The organism is Okeania sp. SIO3B5 (assembly GCF_010692555.1).
In the GTDB taxonomy this organism is placed as follows: domain Bacteria; phylum Cyanobacteriota; class Cyanobacteriia; order Cyanobacteriales; family Microcoleaceae; genus Okeania.
This window is the reverse complement of sequence record NZ_JAAHHG010000258.1, coordinates 1-13871: the sequence shown is the minus strand read 5'-3', so window position 1 is coordinate 13871 and position 13871 is coordinate 1. Positions and strand designations below refer to the sequence as shown.

The 13871-nt window shown below is 36.4% G+C and carries 12 protein-coding genes; 9 read left to right on the top strand and 3 right to left on the bottom strand.

Translation table 11 applies throughout. The features are described 5' to 3' along the window. The 3 genes from upp to F6K54_RS26920 form a co-directional block, all read right to left on the bottom strand. Positions 1-625 (bottom strand): uracil phosphoribosyltransferase (gene upp, locus F6K54_RS26930; protein WP_293084422.1); only part of this gene is annotated, 625 nt, incomplete at its 3' end. A gap of 644 nt (positions 626-1269) precedes the next feature. After that, the gene (gene folB / locus F6K54_RS26925; RefSeq protein ID WP_293084419.1) at positions 1270-1644 is read right to left on the bottom strand and encodes a dihydroneopterin aldolase; all 375 of its coding nucleotides are present in this window, start codon (positions 1642-1644) and stop codon (positions 1270-1272) included. A gap of 9 nt (positions 1645-1653) precedes the next feature. Next, entirely contained in the window at positions 1654-3036 is a 1383-nt protein-coding gene (locus F6K54_RS26920) for a URC4/urg3 family protein (RefSeq protein WP_293084416.1), read from the bottom strand. Positions 3037-3425: 389 nt separating this feature from the next. Here F6K54_RS26920 and folK point away from each other — a divergent pair, with 389 nt between their 5' ends. From folK to F6K54_RS26875, 9 genes are all read left to right on the top strand, one after another. Beyond that, the gene (folK, locus tag F6K54_RS26915; protein ID WP_293084413.1) at positions 3426-3941 is read left to right on the top strand and encodes a 2-amino-4-hydroxy-6-hydroxymethyldihydropteridine diphosphokinase; all 516 of its coding nucleotides are present in this window, start codon (positions 3426-3428) and stop codon (positions 3939-3941) included. A 343-nt stretch (positions 3942-4284) separates the two neighbouring features. After that, positions 4285-5682: a methyltransferase domain-containing protein gene (locus F6K54_RS26910; RefSeq protein ID WP_293084411.1), complete on the top strand. Its 1398-nt coding sequence runs from the start codon at positions 4285-4287 to the stop codon at positions 5680-5682. 236 nt (positions 5683-5918) lie between these two features. Beyond that, positions 5919-6389 carry an aspartate 1-decarboxylase gene (gene panD / locus F6K54_RS26905; RefSeq protein ID WP_293084408.1) on the top strand — a complete coding sequence of 157 codons (471 nt, stop codon included), beginning with the start codon at positions 5919-5921 and terminating at the stop codon, positions 6387-6389. 423 nt (positions 6390-6812) lie between these two features. Further along, positions 6813-7934, top strand: coding sequence for a TauD/TfdA family dioxygenase (locus F6K54_RS26900; RefSeq protein ID WP_293084405.1), 1122 nt, complete (start codon positions 6813-6815; stop codon positions 7932-7934). A gap of 18 nt (positions 7935-7952) precedes the next feature. Beyond that, complete coding sequence (tmpR, locus tag F6K54_RS26895) at positions 7953-8678, top strand: bifunctional dihydropteridine reductase/dihydrofolate reductase TmpR (RefSeq protein WP_293084402.1); 726 nt, start codon at positions 7953-7955, stop codon at positions 8676-8678. Between the two features lie 346 nt (positions 8679-9024). Continuing rightward, entirely contained in the window at positions 9025-9924 is a 900-nt protein-coding gene (locus F6K54_RS26890) for a dihydropteroate synthase (RefSeq protein ID WP_293084399.1), read from the top strand. Between the two features lie 741 nt (positions 9925-10665). Then, entirely contained in the window at positions 10666-11385 is a 720-nt protein-coding gene (tmpR, locus tag F6K54_RS26885) for a bifunctional dihydropteridine reductase/dihydrofolate reductase TmpR (protein WP_293084396.1), read from the top strand. A gap of 442 nt (positions 11386-11827) precedes the next feature. Then, on the top strand, positions 11828-12271 hold the full coding sequence (gene queD, locus F6K54_RS26880; RefSeq protein ID WP_293084393.1) for a 6-carboxytetrahydropterin synthase QueD: 444 nt from the start codon (positions 11828-11830) through the stop codon (positions 12269-12271). 547 nt (positions 12272-12818) lie between these two features. Continuing rightward, a complete protein-coding gene (locus tag F6K54_RS26875; protein ID WP_293084390.1) occupies positions 12819-13418 on the top strand; it encodes a hypothetical protein in 600 nt (199 codons plus the stop codon). Positions 13419-13871 lie beyond the last annotated feature (453 nt).

The following is a 13871-nucleotide window of genomic DNA, read 5'->3' as shown; positions in this document are numbered from 1 at the left end:
TTCCATACAAGCGATCGCCTGCATCTCCTAGTCCTGGAATAATATAACCATGTGTGTCTAATTTTTCATCAATAGCAGCAGTGTATAAAGGTATATCTGGGTGATACTTATGGAAATTATCAATTCCCTCTGGTGCTGCTAATAAACACAGAAACCGAATTGACTCTGGATTAAATTCTTTAATCCGATCGACTGCTGCTACTGCTGAATTTCCAGTTGCTAACATTGGGTCAACTATTAACACATCTCGCTGATCAATATCATGGGGGACTTTGAAATAATATTCTACAGCAACTAAAGTACTGGGGTCACGATACAAACCAATATGTCCTACTCTTGCTGTAGGTATTAGCTCTAAAATTCCATCAAGAAGTCCTTGACCTGCTCGCATAATGGAAACAATCACCATTTTTTTTTCAGCGGCTAACATGGGAGCTTCCATTAATGTCATTGGTGTTTTAATTTGTTGATATTTTATGGGTAAATCACGAGTTACTTCATAAGCTAATAACATTCCTATTTCTTTGAGTAGTTGGCGAAATTGAGCCGTGGTAGTCTCTTGTTGACGTAATAATGTCAATTTATGCTGAACTAATGGATGATTAATGATAGTAGTTTTTGTCATTTTATAATCTAGAGCGATCGCTGTCTAATATCATGTTCGGTTGAATACTTATACTTTGGAGGAAGGAAGGCAGGAGGCAGCTATGCTGGAGGCAGAAGGGAAGAAAGGGTTAAAAGGGATAAAGTTTTTTTATAACTGATTATCCGAACATGATATAAATTAATAGTTCAACACGATTTTCACTCATGTTGATTACTAAACTTCAGCTCCCGCTGCCTTCTTCAATTGGTAAGCTTGTTTTTAATTTTATGTTCTTTGTTCTCTAGAACTTATAAATTTGTACCTCATACAAGACCAGGTGATCGAAGATAGTAGCGAAGTACATTTTTTTGACTTGATTTAATTCTGTAAAAATCAAAATAAAATATGTACTTCACTACATTGAAAAATTGAAAAATATTCTAAAATTACCAAATTTATCTAAACATTTCCTGCGGACTGCTGCGCAAACAGCATTCGGCAATCAGCTCTTGAGAAATATCTATATTTTCCGCCATAGAATTGTATGAATTGAACTCAAACTAATCGTTCTTGTGGTTCATCCTCTGATTAAAAATGTAATAGAAGTTCAACAAATCCTTGCTTCATTCATTAAAAAGCTAAGAGCTGAATACTTACAAATTTATTAACTAAATTAAACTAAATTAGTTATATACTAATGCTTCCTTTCCTCTAGTAATTTCAATAGTAACTTTGCCACTAAAATCCGGTATTGGAGCTGCTAACTTAGTTAAACTAACCTTGACATTTTGTACTAATGATTCTTGCAAAATAGCCGTGGCGATCGCATCAGCTACTTTTTCTAACAAAGCAAACTTAGAATTTTTTACAAGCTGTTGGACAGTATTAACTATGCTGCCGTAATCTACAGTATCTTCCAAAGCATCACTTTTACTTGCAGCATTCAAATCTAACCCTAGAGTTAAATCTACTTCAAACCATTGACCTAATACCTTCTCTTGTGGAAAAAAACCGATGTATCCGTAGCAGCGAATTCCAGTAATTGAGATTGAGTCCATAATTACTAATTAAAAAACTGTTCCATCACTCTTTATTTTAATCGGAGGCGCACCATCTTTTCTTAATTCTTTTGCTATTTTTCGCCCGGCTGTCCATGTGCCACCTTGTAAGATTTTTACGAGTGGTAATTCTGAGCTATTTAAGTTAAGTTTTTCTTGAATTACTTGAGCAACTTTGTCTAAGAGACTAATAGTTAATGCTCTCCATTCTACAATAATTTCTGAACCTGGTAAATGTTGCTGTTGTAAAACTAGAGGGTTTTTAATTTGTATTAGTCCCATATCTATAAATAAGCCACCATTCCGATATTCTGCTAATCCAGTTAAATCATCTAATCCAGTTATTTTTAAACCCAATTCTTGTAATGGTTCGAGCAATGAATATGTTAACCATTGAGATAATTTATGAAAAGGTATATATTCATCCCCTAAACAGTCAGTTTTGAGCAGAGAATGAGGCCAAACATCTCCTAAATTAATCCCTGAAATAGTACTACGTCCTGGCCAAATATCACCCAACCCCTCCAATACAGCATTTAATACTGAAGTAGCTTGAATTACTTCTTTATCTTTTCTGTTTTGTGGCGGGTTTAATACCCCACCGTCTACAAGGTTTTGAAAATTGTTTGGGTTTTGAATCGATAAGCAATTTTTCCTTCTGCCTTCTGCCTTCTGCCTTCTGCCTTCTTCTTTCTGCCTTCTGCCTTCTTCAATGGCCTGATTGTGCAACAAATAATCAACCATATTTCCTGGACGTGGACTATCAATGCCAAATAACTGAGAATCTTGATTTAACACTTGCCCCAAGCGTTGCAGCAATTCCAGACGGCCTTCAAGACCAACCAAGGGATTTTCTGGACCAACTTGAAATCCTTGGACTAAAGTCTGGACATCAATTTGAGAAAGTCCTCTAGTATCTGCTTGCCAGGGAAAATCAGGATTACTAGAAAAAAAACCTTGGCAAAATAGTCGGAAACTGCAAACTGCTAAACCTTCTGAACGACTGAATATTAAGCCAGTTTCAGGTTCAGTGTATTGCCAGTTTGCCCCGGCACCCGCATCTAGTAGTACACTAATAATGGCTAAATCAAATTTGACTTTGGCCTTTTCTACTGGTTTGAGTCCTGCCAACATTTGGTCAAGTTCAGCTAGGCGAGGCACATCTCCTACTTGGAAATGTTGCCAACGACTATGGAAAGGTATATCTAGTTTGGGATACTGTTCCAGGGTTACATCAATAACATAGTCGGCACATTTATCTAGCTGAGTTAAATCAACTCGAAAATTATTTAGTTGGTCTTGACAAGCAAGATTAAATATGCGATTGCTCCTTTCTCGAATGGCCTGGGGAGTTCTTAGATATGTAATAATTTCTGGGATTTTTTTATTCATTAAAAGTCAAAATTAAGGAATATAATATGTAAGCATTCCACAGGAAATGCTGCGCAAACAGCTATTAACTGTTAACTCTTATAAGGGGATTTTAATATATAGACTTTAAAGGCAACTTTTATAGTAAAATTTAATTCTCACTCAATTAGTAAAGCTTTTATCTAGAACTAAAAAAAAGCAATAGCTGTTAATGCAGTTCCGACCCAGGAGGCTGGCTGATAGCTGATAGCTGAATACTTACTATATATAATATAAATAGTAAGCTAGAAAAAAACTATCACAAACATGATGCCATTAATCACAATTTAGTTGATGATAAACTTGGATAGTTTCTTGTTGGTTTTTAGAAATTTAATTCAGCAAATAATCAGGTTGAAAATTCCAAAGTAATGTCTAATCAAACTCACTTCAGTCAATCAGAAAAACAAGAGAATAATGTAGCTATTGCTCTTGGTAGTAATCTCGGTGATTCTTTAACTATTCTCGAAAATGCAGTCCAAACTTTATCAAAAACTCCAGGTATTACCCTAAATAGTTATTCAAGCTGGTATCGGACTAAACCAATTGGTCCAGAACAACCTGATTATCTCAATGGTTGTGCATTATTAAAAGTAGAATTAACACCCCATAAACTACTAGAAATTCTCTTAGATGTTGAACAACAATTTAAGCGAGTACGTTTAGAACATTGGGGACCTAGAACTCTAGACCTAGACTTAATCTTATATGATGATTTAATATTAGATACTCCAAACCTGCAAATACCCCATCCTCGGATGAGAGAAAGAGCTTTTGTGCTTGTACCCCTAGCAGAAATAGCTCCTAATTGGATAGATCCAGTATCGGGAAAGGCGATCGCTCAACTCCTGGAAGTGGTAGAATGTGATGGAGTGTGTAAGATTTAACAAGGTTGTTTTACTAGCAATGGTTTATCCGAAATAAGAAATGTTATGGGAATCATGAGACATTTACATAATATAATTCAAAATGTTGTAAGTATTGTCGCTGAAAGCTTTCAATTAAAGTAAGTTACTTTGAGAAATTTTATACTTTTTCTGTAAAATTGAATTAGGAAAGAAAAATTTAAGTTTTAGGTATATAATTTAATCTGCTAATACACAACGCAAAAGCTAGATATTACTGAATAATAAATTTTCGGATATATTATTTATATATATTTGAACTAACAAAGCAACGACGGTAGGATTAACCCTTCTGTAGCGACCTAAATAATACTCAAATATGTTTATGACAAAAAATAAATTTTCCGAAGCCGATACAGAAGCATTTTATGATAGTGAAGATAGCCTATATAGGAGTTTCTGGGACTCAGAAGGCAGTTTACACTGGGGCTATTTTGAAGACTTAACTGAGGCCAAAGCTGAAAACTTTATCACAGCTTGCAAACGCTGGAATGAATATATGTTGTCCAAGAGTGGGATAACAAAGGATTCCCGGGTGCTAGACCTCGGTTGTGGTAATGGCAACACTGCTATATGGCTATCCCAACAGACAGGATGTGAAGTAGTAGGAATAGATATCAGTGCTGTGCGCGTTGAAAATGCCAAAACAAAAGCACAGCAGCATCCATCACTAAGGTTGGAGTTTAGAAAAGCATCAGCAACTGACCTGCCTTATCAGGATAAAAGCTTTACCCATGTTTGGAGCCAAGCCACATTATACCACGTTCACGACCGACATCAAGCATTACGAGAAGTTTACCGCGTACTTGAAGAAGGAGGCACATTCATCTTCGATGACCTGATTTCTCCAACACAGGAAATCAACGAAATGGCCCGCAAATATGTCTACGACCGCTTGCTGTTTGAACCAATATTTAGCCTGGACTCCTATAAAGATTTCCTGAGCGAGTTAGGGTTTATGGTGTTGGCAACTAAAGACTTGAAGGAACACTTGTACAAAAGCTATGAAGCACTCTCTCAGTTAGCTTTGGCTAAATATCCAGAACTGAGTGCAGCTTATGATAAAATGTGCGAGGCTATTCAAACTAATCAACTAGGATGGGGTTATTACTCATGTGAAAAGGTTAGCGATCGCCTATCCTGGATTTACAAAAATGGTAAGGAAGATAACTTAGAGCAGAAATATGATGCCTGGGCATCTGTTTATGATATAGACTTAGATCAACCCTATCGTTGTTCCCCAGTCCATTCGGCTAATGCCTTAGCCAAAGTATTGCCAAATAAGGATGCAATTATCCTAGATGCTGGAGCAGGTACAGGTATGGTGGGTGAAGCTCTAGCAGAATTAGGATATACCAATATTGTTGGGGTTGACATCTCGGAAAAAATGCTGGAAGTAGCCAGGAAGAAGCAGGTTTATACTGCTCTTTATCAAGGCAACCTAGAGGAACCTCTAGCTTTCGCATCAGAAGCAAGCTATGATGCAATATTGTCAGTAGGTGTATTCACCTTTGGTCATGCTCACCCTCGTGCTTTAAAAAGTCTATCCAGTTTGTTGAAAAAAAGTGGATATTTTATTTTAACAGTACGAGTAGATTATTATAATCAGAGCAATTTTTTGCATGAAATACTCAAAAATTTGCCTTGGAATATAATTTCTCAAGAACAGTTTAATATATTTGAGACGGAACCAATGTATGTTATAGTCTACCAAAAGTCCTAATTAACTAGCTATTAGCTATCAGCTATTAGCTATCAGCTATTAGCTAAAATCAGCGGGTTCGGCGTCCCCCCACTATATTTGAAAAATTAGTGGTGTGTGTGTTATGGGGGTTATAAGACGCAGAGCAGCTTCTCTTGAGTATCCCCCATTTTCTGCCTTGAGAATAGAAGCTGATGGCTGACCGCTGAGGTGCTGACTGCTGTTTCAATTGTACAAATAAATCACAAAGGAAAATAATGGGTAGAATCAAACTAATGCACGCTAAACTTCATCGCATACGAGTAACAGAAGCAAAGCGTGATTATGTTGGCAGCGTAACCATAGACTCAGATCTACTGGAAAAAGTAGGAATGTTGCCCTTAGAAGAAGTGGAAATAGTCAATATTAATAATGGAAACCGTTGGTCAACTTATGTTTTACCTGGAGAAGCGGGTTCGGGAATGGTTTGTCCCAATGGAGGAGGGGCACTGTTATGTGAAAAAGGTGATATATTAATTGTTTGGGCTAACGAACAATGCGATCGCTCCGAAGTCTTAGAAAATGGACATGAAGCAAAGGTAGTAGTGGCCGATGAAAATAACCACTGTCGAGAACTGCTCTATCAAACTTTAACTGCAAATCAAGGAAATGTGGAATTTCATTCTCTGCCAGCAATTCCAGAAGGTGAAACATCGGTGTATTTGGAAAAGATGATGGGAAAAAAGTAAAAATCAGCCCTAAATATTAATATATACAGGACTTACGCAAAGGCACTATATATGGAGTGCTGCTCAGTTACGCTAGGGCTAACACACCCTACCAATAGCGTTCATGCGTAAGTCCTAATATATTTAACTAATAGGTGGGGGTCATTTCAGTTATCAGTTATCAGTTATCAGTTATCAGTACCTCTGCCTGTTTGCGTAGCATTCCGTAGGAAAGTCAGAGGGTTGAAATATTGAACTTTATTTTCTAGTCTCATGGATATGGCGCAGGTCTCCTCGCCATATCCATGAGACCAAGAGAAGAAATAATATTTCCTGATATTCAATTCCGTAACGGTTAAAACCCGAGGCAATAATTAATAATTAATAATTAATTATTAATTGTTGAACCACCTAATACCAAAAAAGTTAAAGTTTGAAAAATGTATGGACAATAAATCTTTTATAACAGTGGAAGGTAAACGCTTCCACTACATTTGGTTGCGTGATAATTGTCTGAGTTCTAAAAATCGCCATCCTAGCTCTTTCCAGAAACTTTATGATATTTCTGAGGTAACAGCTCCTCCAAAACCACAGAGTGTCGAATTAACAGAGAATGAACTGATTATTGACTGGGATGAAAACCCTCCTCATCGCAGCATTTTTCCTATCTCTTGGTTGATGAGTCATGCTTATGATGAAACAGCAGGAAAAGCTAGCTTTCATAGTAAAATTGAACTACGTAAACAACAAGAAATTCTGTGGGATACTGCATGGATCGAAGCCCATCCGCCAGAAAAACACGATTTTTATTCATGTAGTAGCCAAGCTTGGGTTGACCAACTATACATCTTGGGTTTTGCAGTCATCAAAAATATGCCCTTATCAGAGTTAGATAATTTTCTGACTTCTATCGGACCAATTCATTATACAGAGGGCGGGCGTTTCTACACAGTAAAGTCTAAGCCAGGAGCTAATGATATATCTGAGACTGGCTACGCTCTACCACCCCACACTGATTATGAAAGTTATATGTATACCTCTCACCTATTGCAATTTCTCTACTTTGTAGAGAACAAAGCAACAGGTGGAGATTCAATACTGGTAGATGGCTTTCGAGTTGCCCAAGACTTTCAAAAACACCATCCAGACTATTTCCAAATTTTGGTAGAAACTCCTACTCAGTTCCAGCAGTTATATACAGATTGGGAATATTATCATCGTCGCAGTCGCCCCATCATAGAATTAGATATCAAAGGAAAAGTTTCCGGAGTATATTTTGGTCACTCCCACGCCTGCAACTGGGATATACCTTTTGACAAAATGGAAAAATTCTATGAAGCTTATAGTGAATTCTTCCGTTATTTGAAAAGCCCTGATTATCAATATCATTTCCGTTTAGAATCAGGAGATTGTTTGATGGTGCAAAACTTCCGAGTGCTACATGGGAGAACAGCTGTTGATGCTAATTCTGGTCCTAGACATTTAGAAGTTTCTTATGTAGCTTGGGATTATTTTACCGCAAGAGATAATTTTCGACAGTTTAAACATTTGTACTTGGGCGATTAAATCTAGTTCTTAAAGATCATGCTCAAAAAAGCACTCGTAACAGGTTCTGCTTCAGGAATAGGAAGGGCGATCGGTCTCGATCTAGCCACTAAAGGATTTGATGTGGCATTTCATTACAACTCTAGTGCTGAAGCAGCTAACGAAGCAAGTAAAGAAGCAACTACTAACTATGGAGTAAAATCTATTGCCTTGCAAGCAGATATAACTAAACCAGAGCAAGCTCAGTCTCTAATAGAAACTACAGCTGAAAAACTCGAAGGGTTATCAGTGGTAATTAATAATGTGGGTAATTATTTGGAAAAATCAATTAGCCAAACATCCATAGAAGAGTGGCATCAAATGCTTGATTCTAACCTTAATTCAACTTTCTATGTGACTCAAGCAGCAATTCCTCACTTGAAAGCAGCAGGTTGGGGACGTATTGTCAATTTTGCCTTTGCCAGTGCCCAAAATGTGATGGCAGGTGAGGTAGAGACAGCTTATAGAGTTGCTAAAACTGGTGTGATTATCTATACTAAATCATTGGCTAAAGAGTTAATCAAAGACAACATTACTGCAAATATAATATCTCCTGGAGTCGCAGAAAATTCTGTTGGTTTAGACGAAACAACTATCTCTCTCCTACCAAGTAAACGACCCGCAACCTTAAAAGAAATCAGCAATGCAGTTGTTTTTTTTATCACTCCTGAAGCAGATTACATTACAGGACAAGTTTTGGAAGTAGCAGGGGGTATGAGATTGTAGCTGTACATAGATTCCCTAGATTATGATTGCATATATGTTTTGAAAGTAAGGCTTTCATTAATTGATAATTGATAATGGATAATTGATAATTACCTCTGGTTAAAAACGCTACGAAATTGAATATAAGGAAATATCCTAGCACTTTTTTCCCCTTAAAAGAGGAGGCTTTAAACCATAATTATTTAATTATTAATTATTAATTATTAATTATTAATTATTCGGTAAACCCCTCCTCAACCCCCCCTACAAAAAGAGTTGTTCATAACAGCCATTCCTGGGCAATGGGAGTTAGTAGGGAATTTTTGCCAGACTGAAAATTACTATTTTTGATTACAGGAGTTGAACAATGCTTACTCTAGCAGATATTTACGAAGTGTATGACAAACATCAGGATGACTACAATACCCAAGTTGAAGAATTCACTATTGGGAATAAAAAGTTTAACTTTAATTCTCAAACAGCGCTTTTAGGAATTATTAATCTTTCCACTGATTCTTGGCATAATCACGCTATCTGTTACACCCCCGAACAAGCTATTCATCGTGGCAAGGTTTTAACAGCTCAAGGTGCCGACATTATAGATATTGGTGCGGAATCTAGTGTACCAAAGACACAAAGAGTTGATGAGTTTAAACAAAAAAGTTCACTTTTGCCTGTAATTGAAACCCTTACTCAAGAAGGTGTGTTGACTTCAGTTGAAACCTATTACCCTGAACTTGCAAGAGTTTGTTTAAAAGCTGGTGCAAAGGTTGTTAACTTTACTGGAACTGAAAATAGTGAAGAAATGTATCGAGCTGTAGCTGATTTCGATGCAGCAATTATTATTTGTTACCTTCAAGAAAAAAACGTTAGAGATGTAAAGGACTTCGATTATACATTAGCTAAAGATCCAATAGACTTAGTCTATGATTATTTTGGCAAAGAGATAGAAAGAGCAACTAAACTAGGAGTCAAAAAAATTTTTATAGATCCAGCTGTCGCTCTTCTTGGCCCTAGAAAACAAGGTTTATATGTGTCAACTCAGATTAAATATCAAATCAGAAGCCTTTTAAATGCTTTTCGGCTAAGAAAATTAGGGTTTCCAGTTTTACATACGCTCTTCACTGCCAAAGAAGTTTTTGGAGAAGAACTCAGAAGTGGTCAAGTTTTTACCTCAGTTTTTGCAGCATTAGGAAAAAATGATATGCTCAGAACTCACGAAGTTTCTAAAGTTAAAGCTGTTTTAGAGTGTATGAGTTTATTTTGACATCCTCCTCGGCCTAAAGGCGCGGGGATTTCTACCGAGTCGTAGCTCCTCAGCGGGTTGACGCTTTGCTTCGCATAGCTGCCGCTAACACAGGGTACTGCTTCCTTGGCGGTAGTCTAACGCTTCCCTACACGTCCGTTTAAAGTTTCCGCAATTCGCAGCTCCTCCGGAGGAGGCGTGCTCCCCAGCAACCAATAACAGTGTAGCATATATAACAGTGTAGCATATATTCAATTCACTTGCAAATAAAATAAAAAGTCGCCCTACAAGGGCGAGGCTTTAAACCAAATTTTTCGGTAAAAGCTTGGATGTTAAGATTTAGCTCACTCCATAGGAAGAATCCAAATTTTTGACGTTGGTGAATTGTAATGCTTTTGCAAATATCTATAGTTTTGCGGTTCATAAGTATTGAAGAGCATTACCCGACTTGAAGCCTCCCCTTTTAAGGGGAAAAAAGCGGTCTCCGGATGGCGTTTGCTATCGCAAAGCTGCGCTAACAGCGGAGCGGCTCTGATAAGATCGGGTCCCCTCGCCATATCCAATCAACCAAGACAACTGTCGATCTTCGGAGCTTCCCGAAGGGTGGGATGGATGGGTTTCCTAACCATATCCATGAGACCAAGAGAAGAAATAATATTACCTTATATTCAATTCCGTAACGGTTTTAACCAGAGGTAATTATCAATTATCCATTATCAATTATCCATTAATGAAATAGTTCCTAAATTTAGTTTAAGGACAATGCTAAAAAAAGCACTTGTAACAGGTTCAGCAGTGGGAATAGGTAGAGCGATCACTCTCAACTTAGCAAGTAAAGGATTTGATGTAGCCTTTCATTATAACAAAAGCGTAGAAGCAGCCAACCAAGCAGCTCAAGAAGCAACTAATTATGGAGTAAAAGCGATCGTCAAACAAGCAGATATTACCAAACCTGAACAAGCTCAGTCTCTAGTCGAAAATGCAGCAGCACAACTGGGGGGTTTATCAGTAGTAGTTAATAATGTAGGTAACTACTTAAGAAAATCCATTAGCAAAACATCTATAAAAGAGTGGCAGGAAGTTATTAATTCTAACCTCAATGCCACTTTTTATATTACTAAAGCAGCACTTCCCTATCTCAAAGCAGCAAATGGCGCACGCATAGTTAATTTTGCTTGTGCCAGTGCCCAAAATATAGCAGCACGCCAAACTAATACAGCTTATATGGTTGCCAAAACTGGTATTATCATCTATACTAAATCATTAGCTCTCGAGCTAATTAAAGATAAAATTACTGTTAATGTAATTTCTCCTGGAGTCGCAGAAAATTCTTGGGATGTAGAGGAAATGATTCCTAAATTACCAGCTAAACGTCCAGCAACTTTGTCAGAAGTTAACAATGGTGTTTGGTTTTTTATTAACCCTAATTCTGATTATATTACAGGGCAAGTTTTGGAAGTTTCTGGGGGCTGGAGTTTGTAGATTAGGGAATAGGGAGTAGGAAAAAAATTAATTTAATTTATTTAAATTAAGAAACCTCTGGCTAAAAAATAAAGTATCAAACCTTCCTATCTCAAGGGGATAAAAAAGGAAATTTCGGATTTTATTGCCTCTAACTGAAATGCTTAATCTTGAAAATTTATATACAATCCACAAACAACACAAAGATGGGATAATATCTAAATTAGAATGATTTTCTATTGGCAATAAACAGTTTAATCTTAATACATAAAAAGCAATTTTAGGAGTAATAAATCTTTCTAATGATTCTTGGTGAAGTTTTAGATACTTTGGGATTATTTCAAAGTTAGAAGGAAGAAGTAGGAAGTAATAAGTAATAAGTAATAAGGGAAAAAAACTTAAACTTGAGGAGGTACTGGTAACTGATAACTGATAATTGATAACTGAAAAGCAATGGTATTAAATGAAAAAAAAAGAGGGAAAAGATCAAACTCTAAACAATGAATCTAACTCAGAAACCTGGATAATAGGCAAGGAATTTAGATTTGAAGCTTCTCACCAACTACCTAATCATGATGGTAAATGTGCAAGACTACACGGTCATTCTTGGCGCGGCGTTATTTATGTTTCTGGTAATAAATTAGAAAATTCTGGAGCAAAGCAGGGTATGATTATGGATTATGGAGATATTAAAAAATATCTCAAACCTCTACTTGAGAATTATTTAGACCACTATCATTTAAACGAAACTACAGGCTTAGTTAATCCTACCAGTGAAGCGATCGCTAAATGGATTTATGAGCAACTAGAAGATAAAATACCAGGACTTGTAGCAGTAAGAATTGATGAAACTTGTACTAGCCAATGTGTTTATTCAAAAGGAAAAATTAATTTTTTATTGCTGTAAAATTTAAATGATTGTAAGCATTCAGCCATCAGCCATCAGCTATTCCTTTTAGTTGACGATAAAAGCTTTATTAGTTAGGGTTTGTTGAAAAAGTCTTATGGGTGAGGGTAGGAGTTAGGAGTCAGGAGTCAGGAGTCAGGAGTCAGGAGTCATAATTCGGGAGAACATCATAGTGGTAACTTAATTAGTCAACAATTAAATAAGTGTTTATGCTGAATATTTTCCTCAGAATTTGACAAAGGAGAAAGGTAATTTCAGTTATCAGTTATCAGTTATCAGTTATCAGTACCTCCGACTAAAACCGGAGGCTTGAAATATTGAACTGAATATTTTTTCATCCCCTTAAAAGGGGAGGCTTTAGACCTTATTTTTTGGTAAATGAAGATGATTTATATAGTATAAATACTTAACCAGTTACGGATTTTTATATTACTTTTAATGTTACAATTTAACGGGCGGAATGTGGGTTCAACCCATAAAGGACAAAATCATAGATATACTATAGATATACTAATGTTAAAAAGTTAAAGGTAAGAGGAATATAAAAATGGTCAATCAGAAACAACCTGTATTCAACAACGATGAAATTAAGCAACTTTTTATTAAGGGCGTTAACATTTTTTTAGGGGGTGCAGCACTAACATTAGTATTTGGATTTATCTATTGGTTTGTGCATGGAACCATCATGTTTTCTGATCTATCAGAAAAAATTGTTACCCAAGGTTGGGGTGCTTTAATTACAGCAATGGCTGTATTTGTATCATTTATCATACCTTCAATTTTCACTCTTTTCGGATTTGCTGTAATGGCATTATTAATATGGTGGTTATCTAAGGTTTTTTCCCAATACGAAGAATTTCAACCTACTGCTTTAATTGTGTATCAACTTGCGGCACCAGTAGGAATGATAGCTGCTTTAATATTAGCTTCACCTGTATTAATTTCTTATGCAGTTATTCGTTTATTTAATGGTAGTGGACAAGCATTAATTTCGGAAGTTAAAGAAGCGTCGAGTATTTTATTGCCACTTGAATCTGATAATAAATTTATGAGTGGAACTCAAGCAGTTGAAGCTCAATATTTAACAGGGAAAAAGTTGATGAGTGGAACTCAAGTTGAAACTCAATATTTAGAAGGAGAAAATTAGGAAGTCATTTCAGTTATCAGTTATCAGTTATCAGTTATCAGTACTCTGCCTGAATTATTGGGATTGAAATATTGAACTTTATTTTTTTCATCCCCTTGAAAGGGGAGGCTTGATACCTTATTTTTTGCTCAGAAGTCAGAAGTTATAAGTTACAGGTAAATTGGAAATAAATAATTGTTTGATTTTAATTGTTTTGTTTCGGACGTTTAATATTATGTTCGGTTGAATACTTAGGGTTTGCGTATGGAAAGTCTTTTAGTAGGGGTAGGAGACAGGAGACAACCCACCCCTAACCCCTCCCGGGAGGGGAAGACAGGAGACAGGATAAATGGGAATTATAGAGGAGGTAGTCGGAAAAATTGTAAGAGTGATTTTTCTGCCATAATCGTCCCAAAATACTAGCTTTTTGGGCTTTTTGAGCTGAAAACAGGCGCACTTTTTTAGACCAAAAAA

Bases quoted from the DNA above. Each gene is read 5' to 3' on its own strand.
- folB (WP_293084419.1), bottom strand. From the start codon at position 1,644: ATGGACTCAATCTCAATTACTGGAATTCGCTGCTACGGATACATCGGT.
- F6K54_RS26920 (WP_293084416.1), bottom strand. From the start codon at position 3,036: ATGAATAAAAAAATCCCAGAAATTATTACATATCTAAGAACTCCCCAG.
- folK (WP_293084413.1), top strand. From the start codon at position 3,426: ATGTCTAATCAAACTCACTTCAGTCAATCAGAAAAACAAGAGAATAAT.
- F6K54_RS26910 (WP_293084411.1), top strand. From the start codon at position 4,285: ATGACAAAAAATAAATTTTCCGAAGCCGATACAGAAGCATTTTATGAT.
- panD (WP_293084408.1), top strand. From the start codon at position 5,919: ATGGGTAGAATCAAACTAATGCACGCTAAACTTCATCGCATACGAGTA.
- F6K54_RS26900 (WP_293084405.1), top strand. From the start codon at position 6,813: ATGGACAATAAATCTTTTATAACAGTGGAAGGTAAACGCTTCCACTAC.
- tmpR (WP_293084402.1), top strand. From the start codon at position 7,953: ATGCTCAAAAAAGCACTCGTAACAGGTTCTGCTTCAGGAATAGGAAGG.
- F6K54_RS26890 (WP_293084399.1), top strand. From the start codon at position 9,025: ATGCTTACTCTAGCAGATATTTACGAAGTGTATGACAAACATCAGGAT.
- tmpR (WP_293084396.1), top strand. From the start codon at position 10,666: ATGCTAAAAAAAGCACTTGTAACAGGTTCAGCAGTGGGAATAGGTAGA.
- queD (WP_293084393.1), top strand. From the start codon at position 11,828: ATGAAAAAAAAAGAGGGAAAAGATCAAACTCTAAACAATGAATCTAAC.
- F6K54_RS26875 (WP_293084390.1), top strand. From the start codon at position 12,819: ATGGTCAATCAGAAACAACCTGTATTCAACAACGATGAAATTAAGCAA.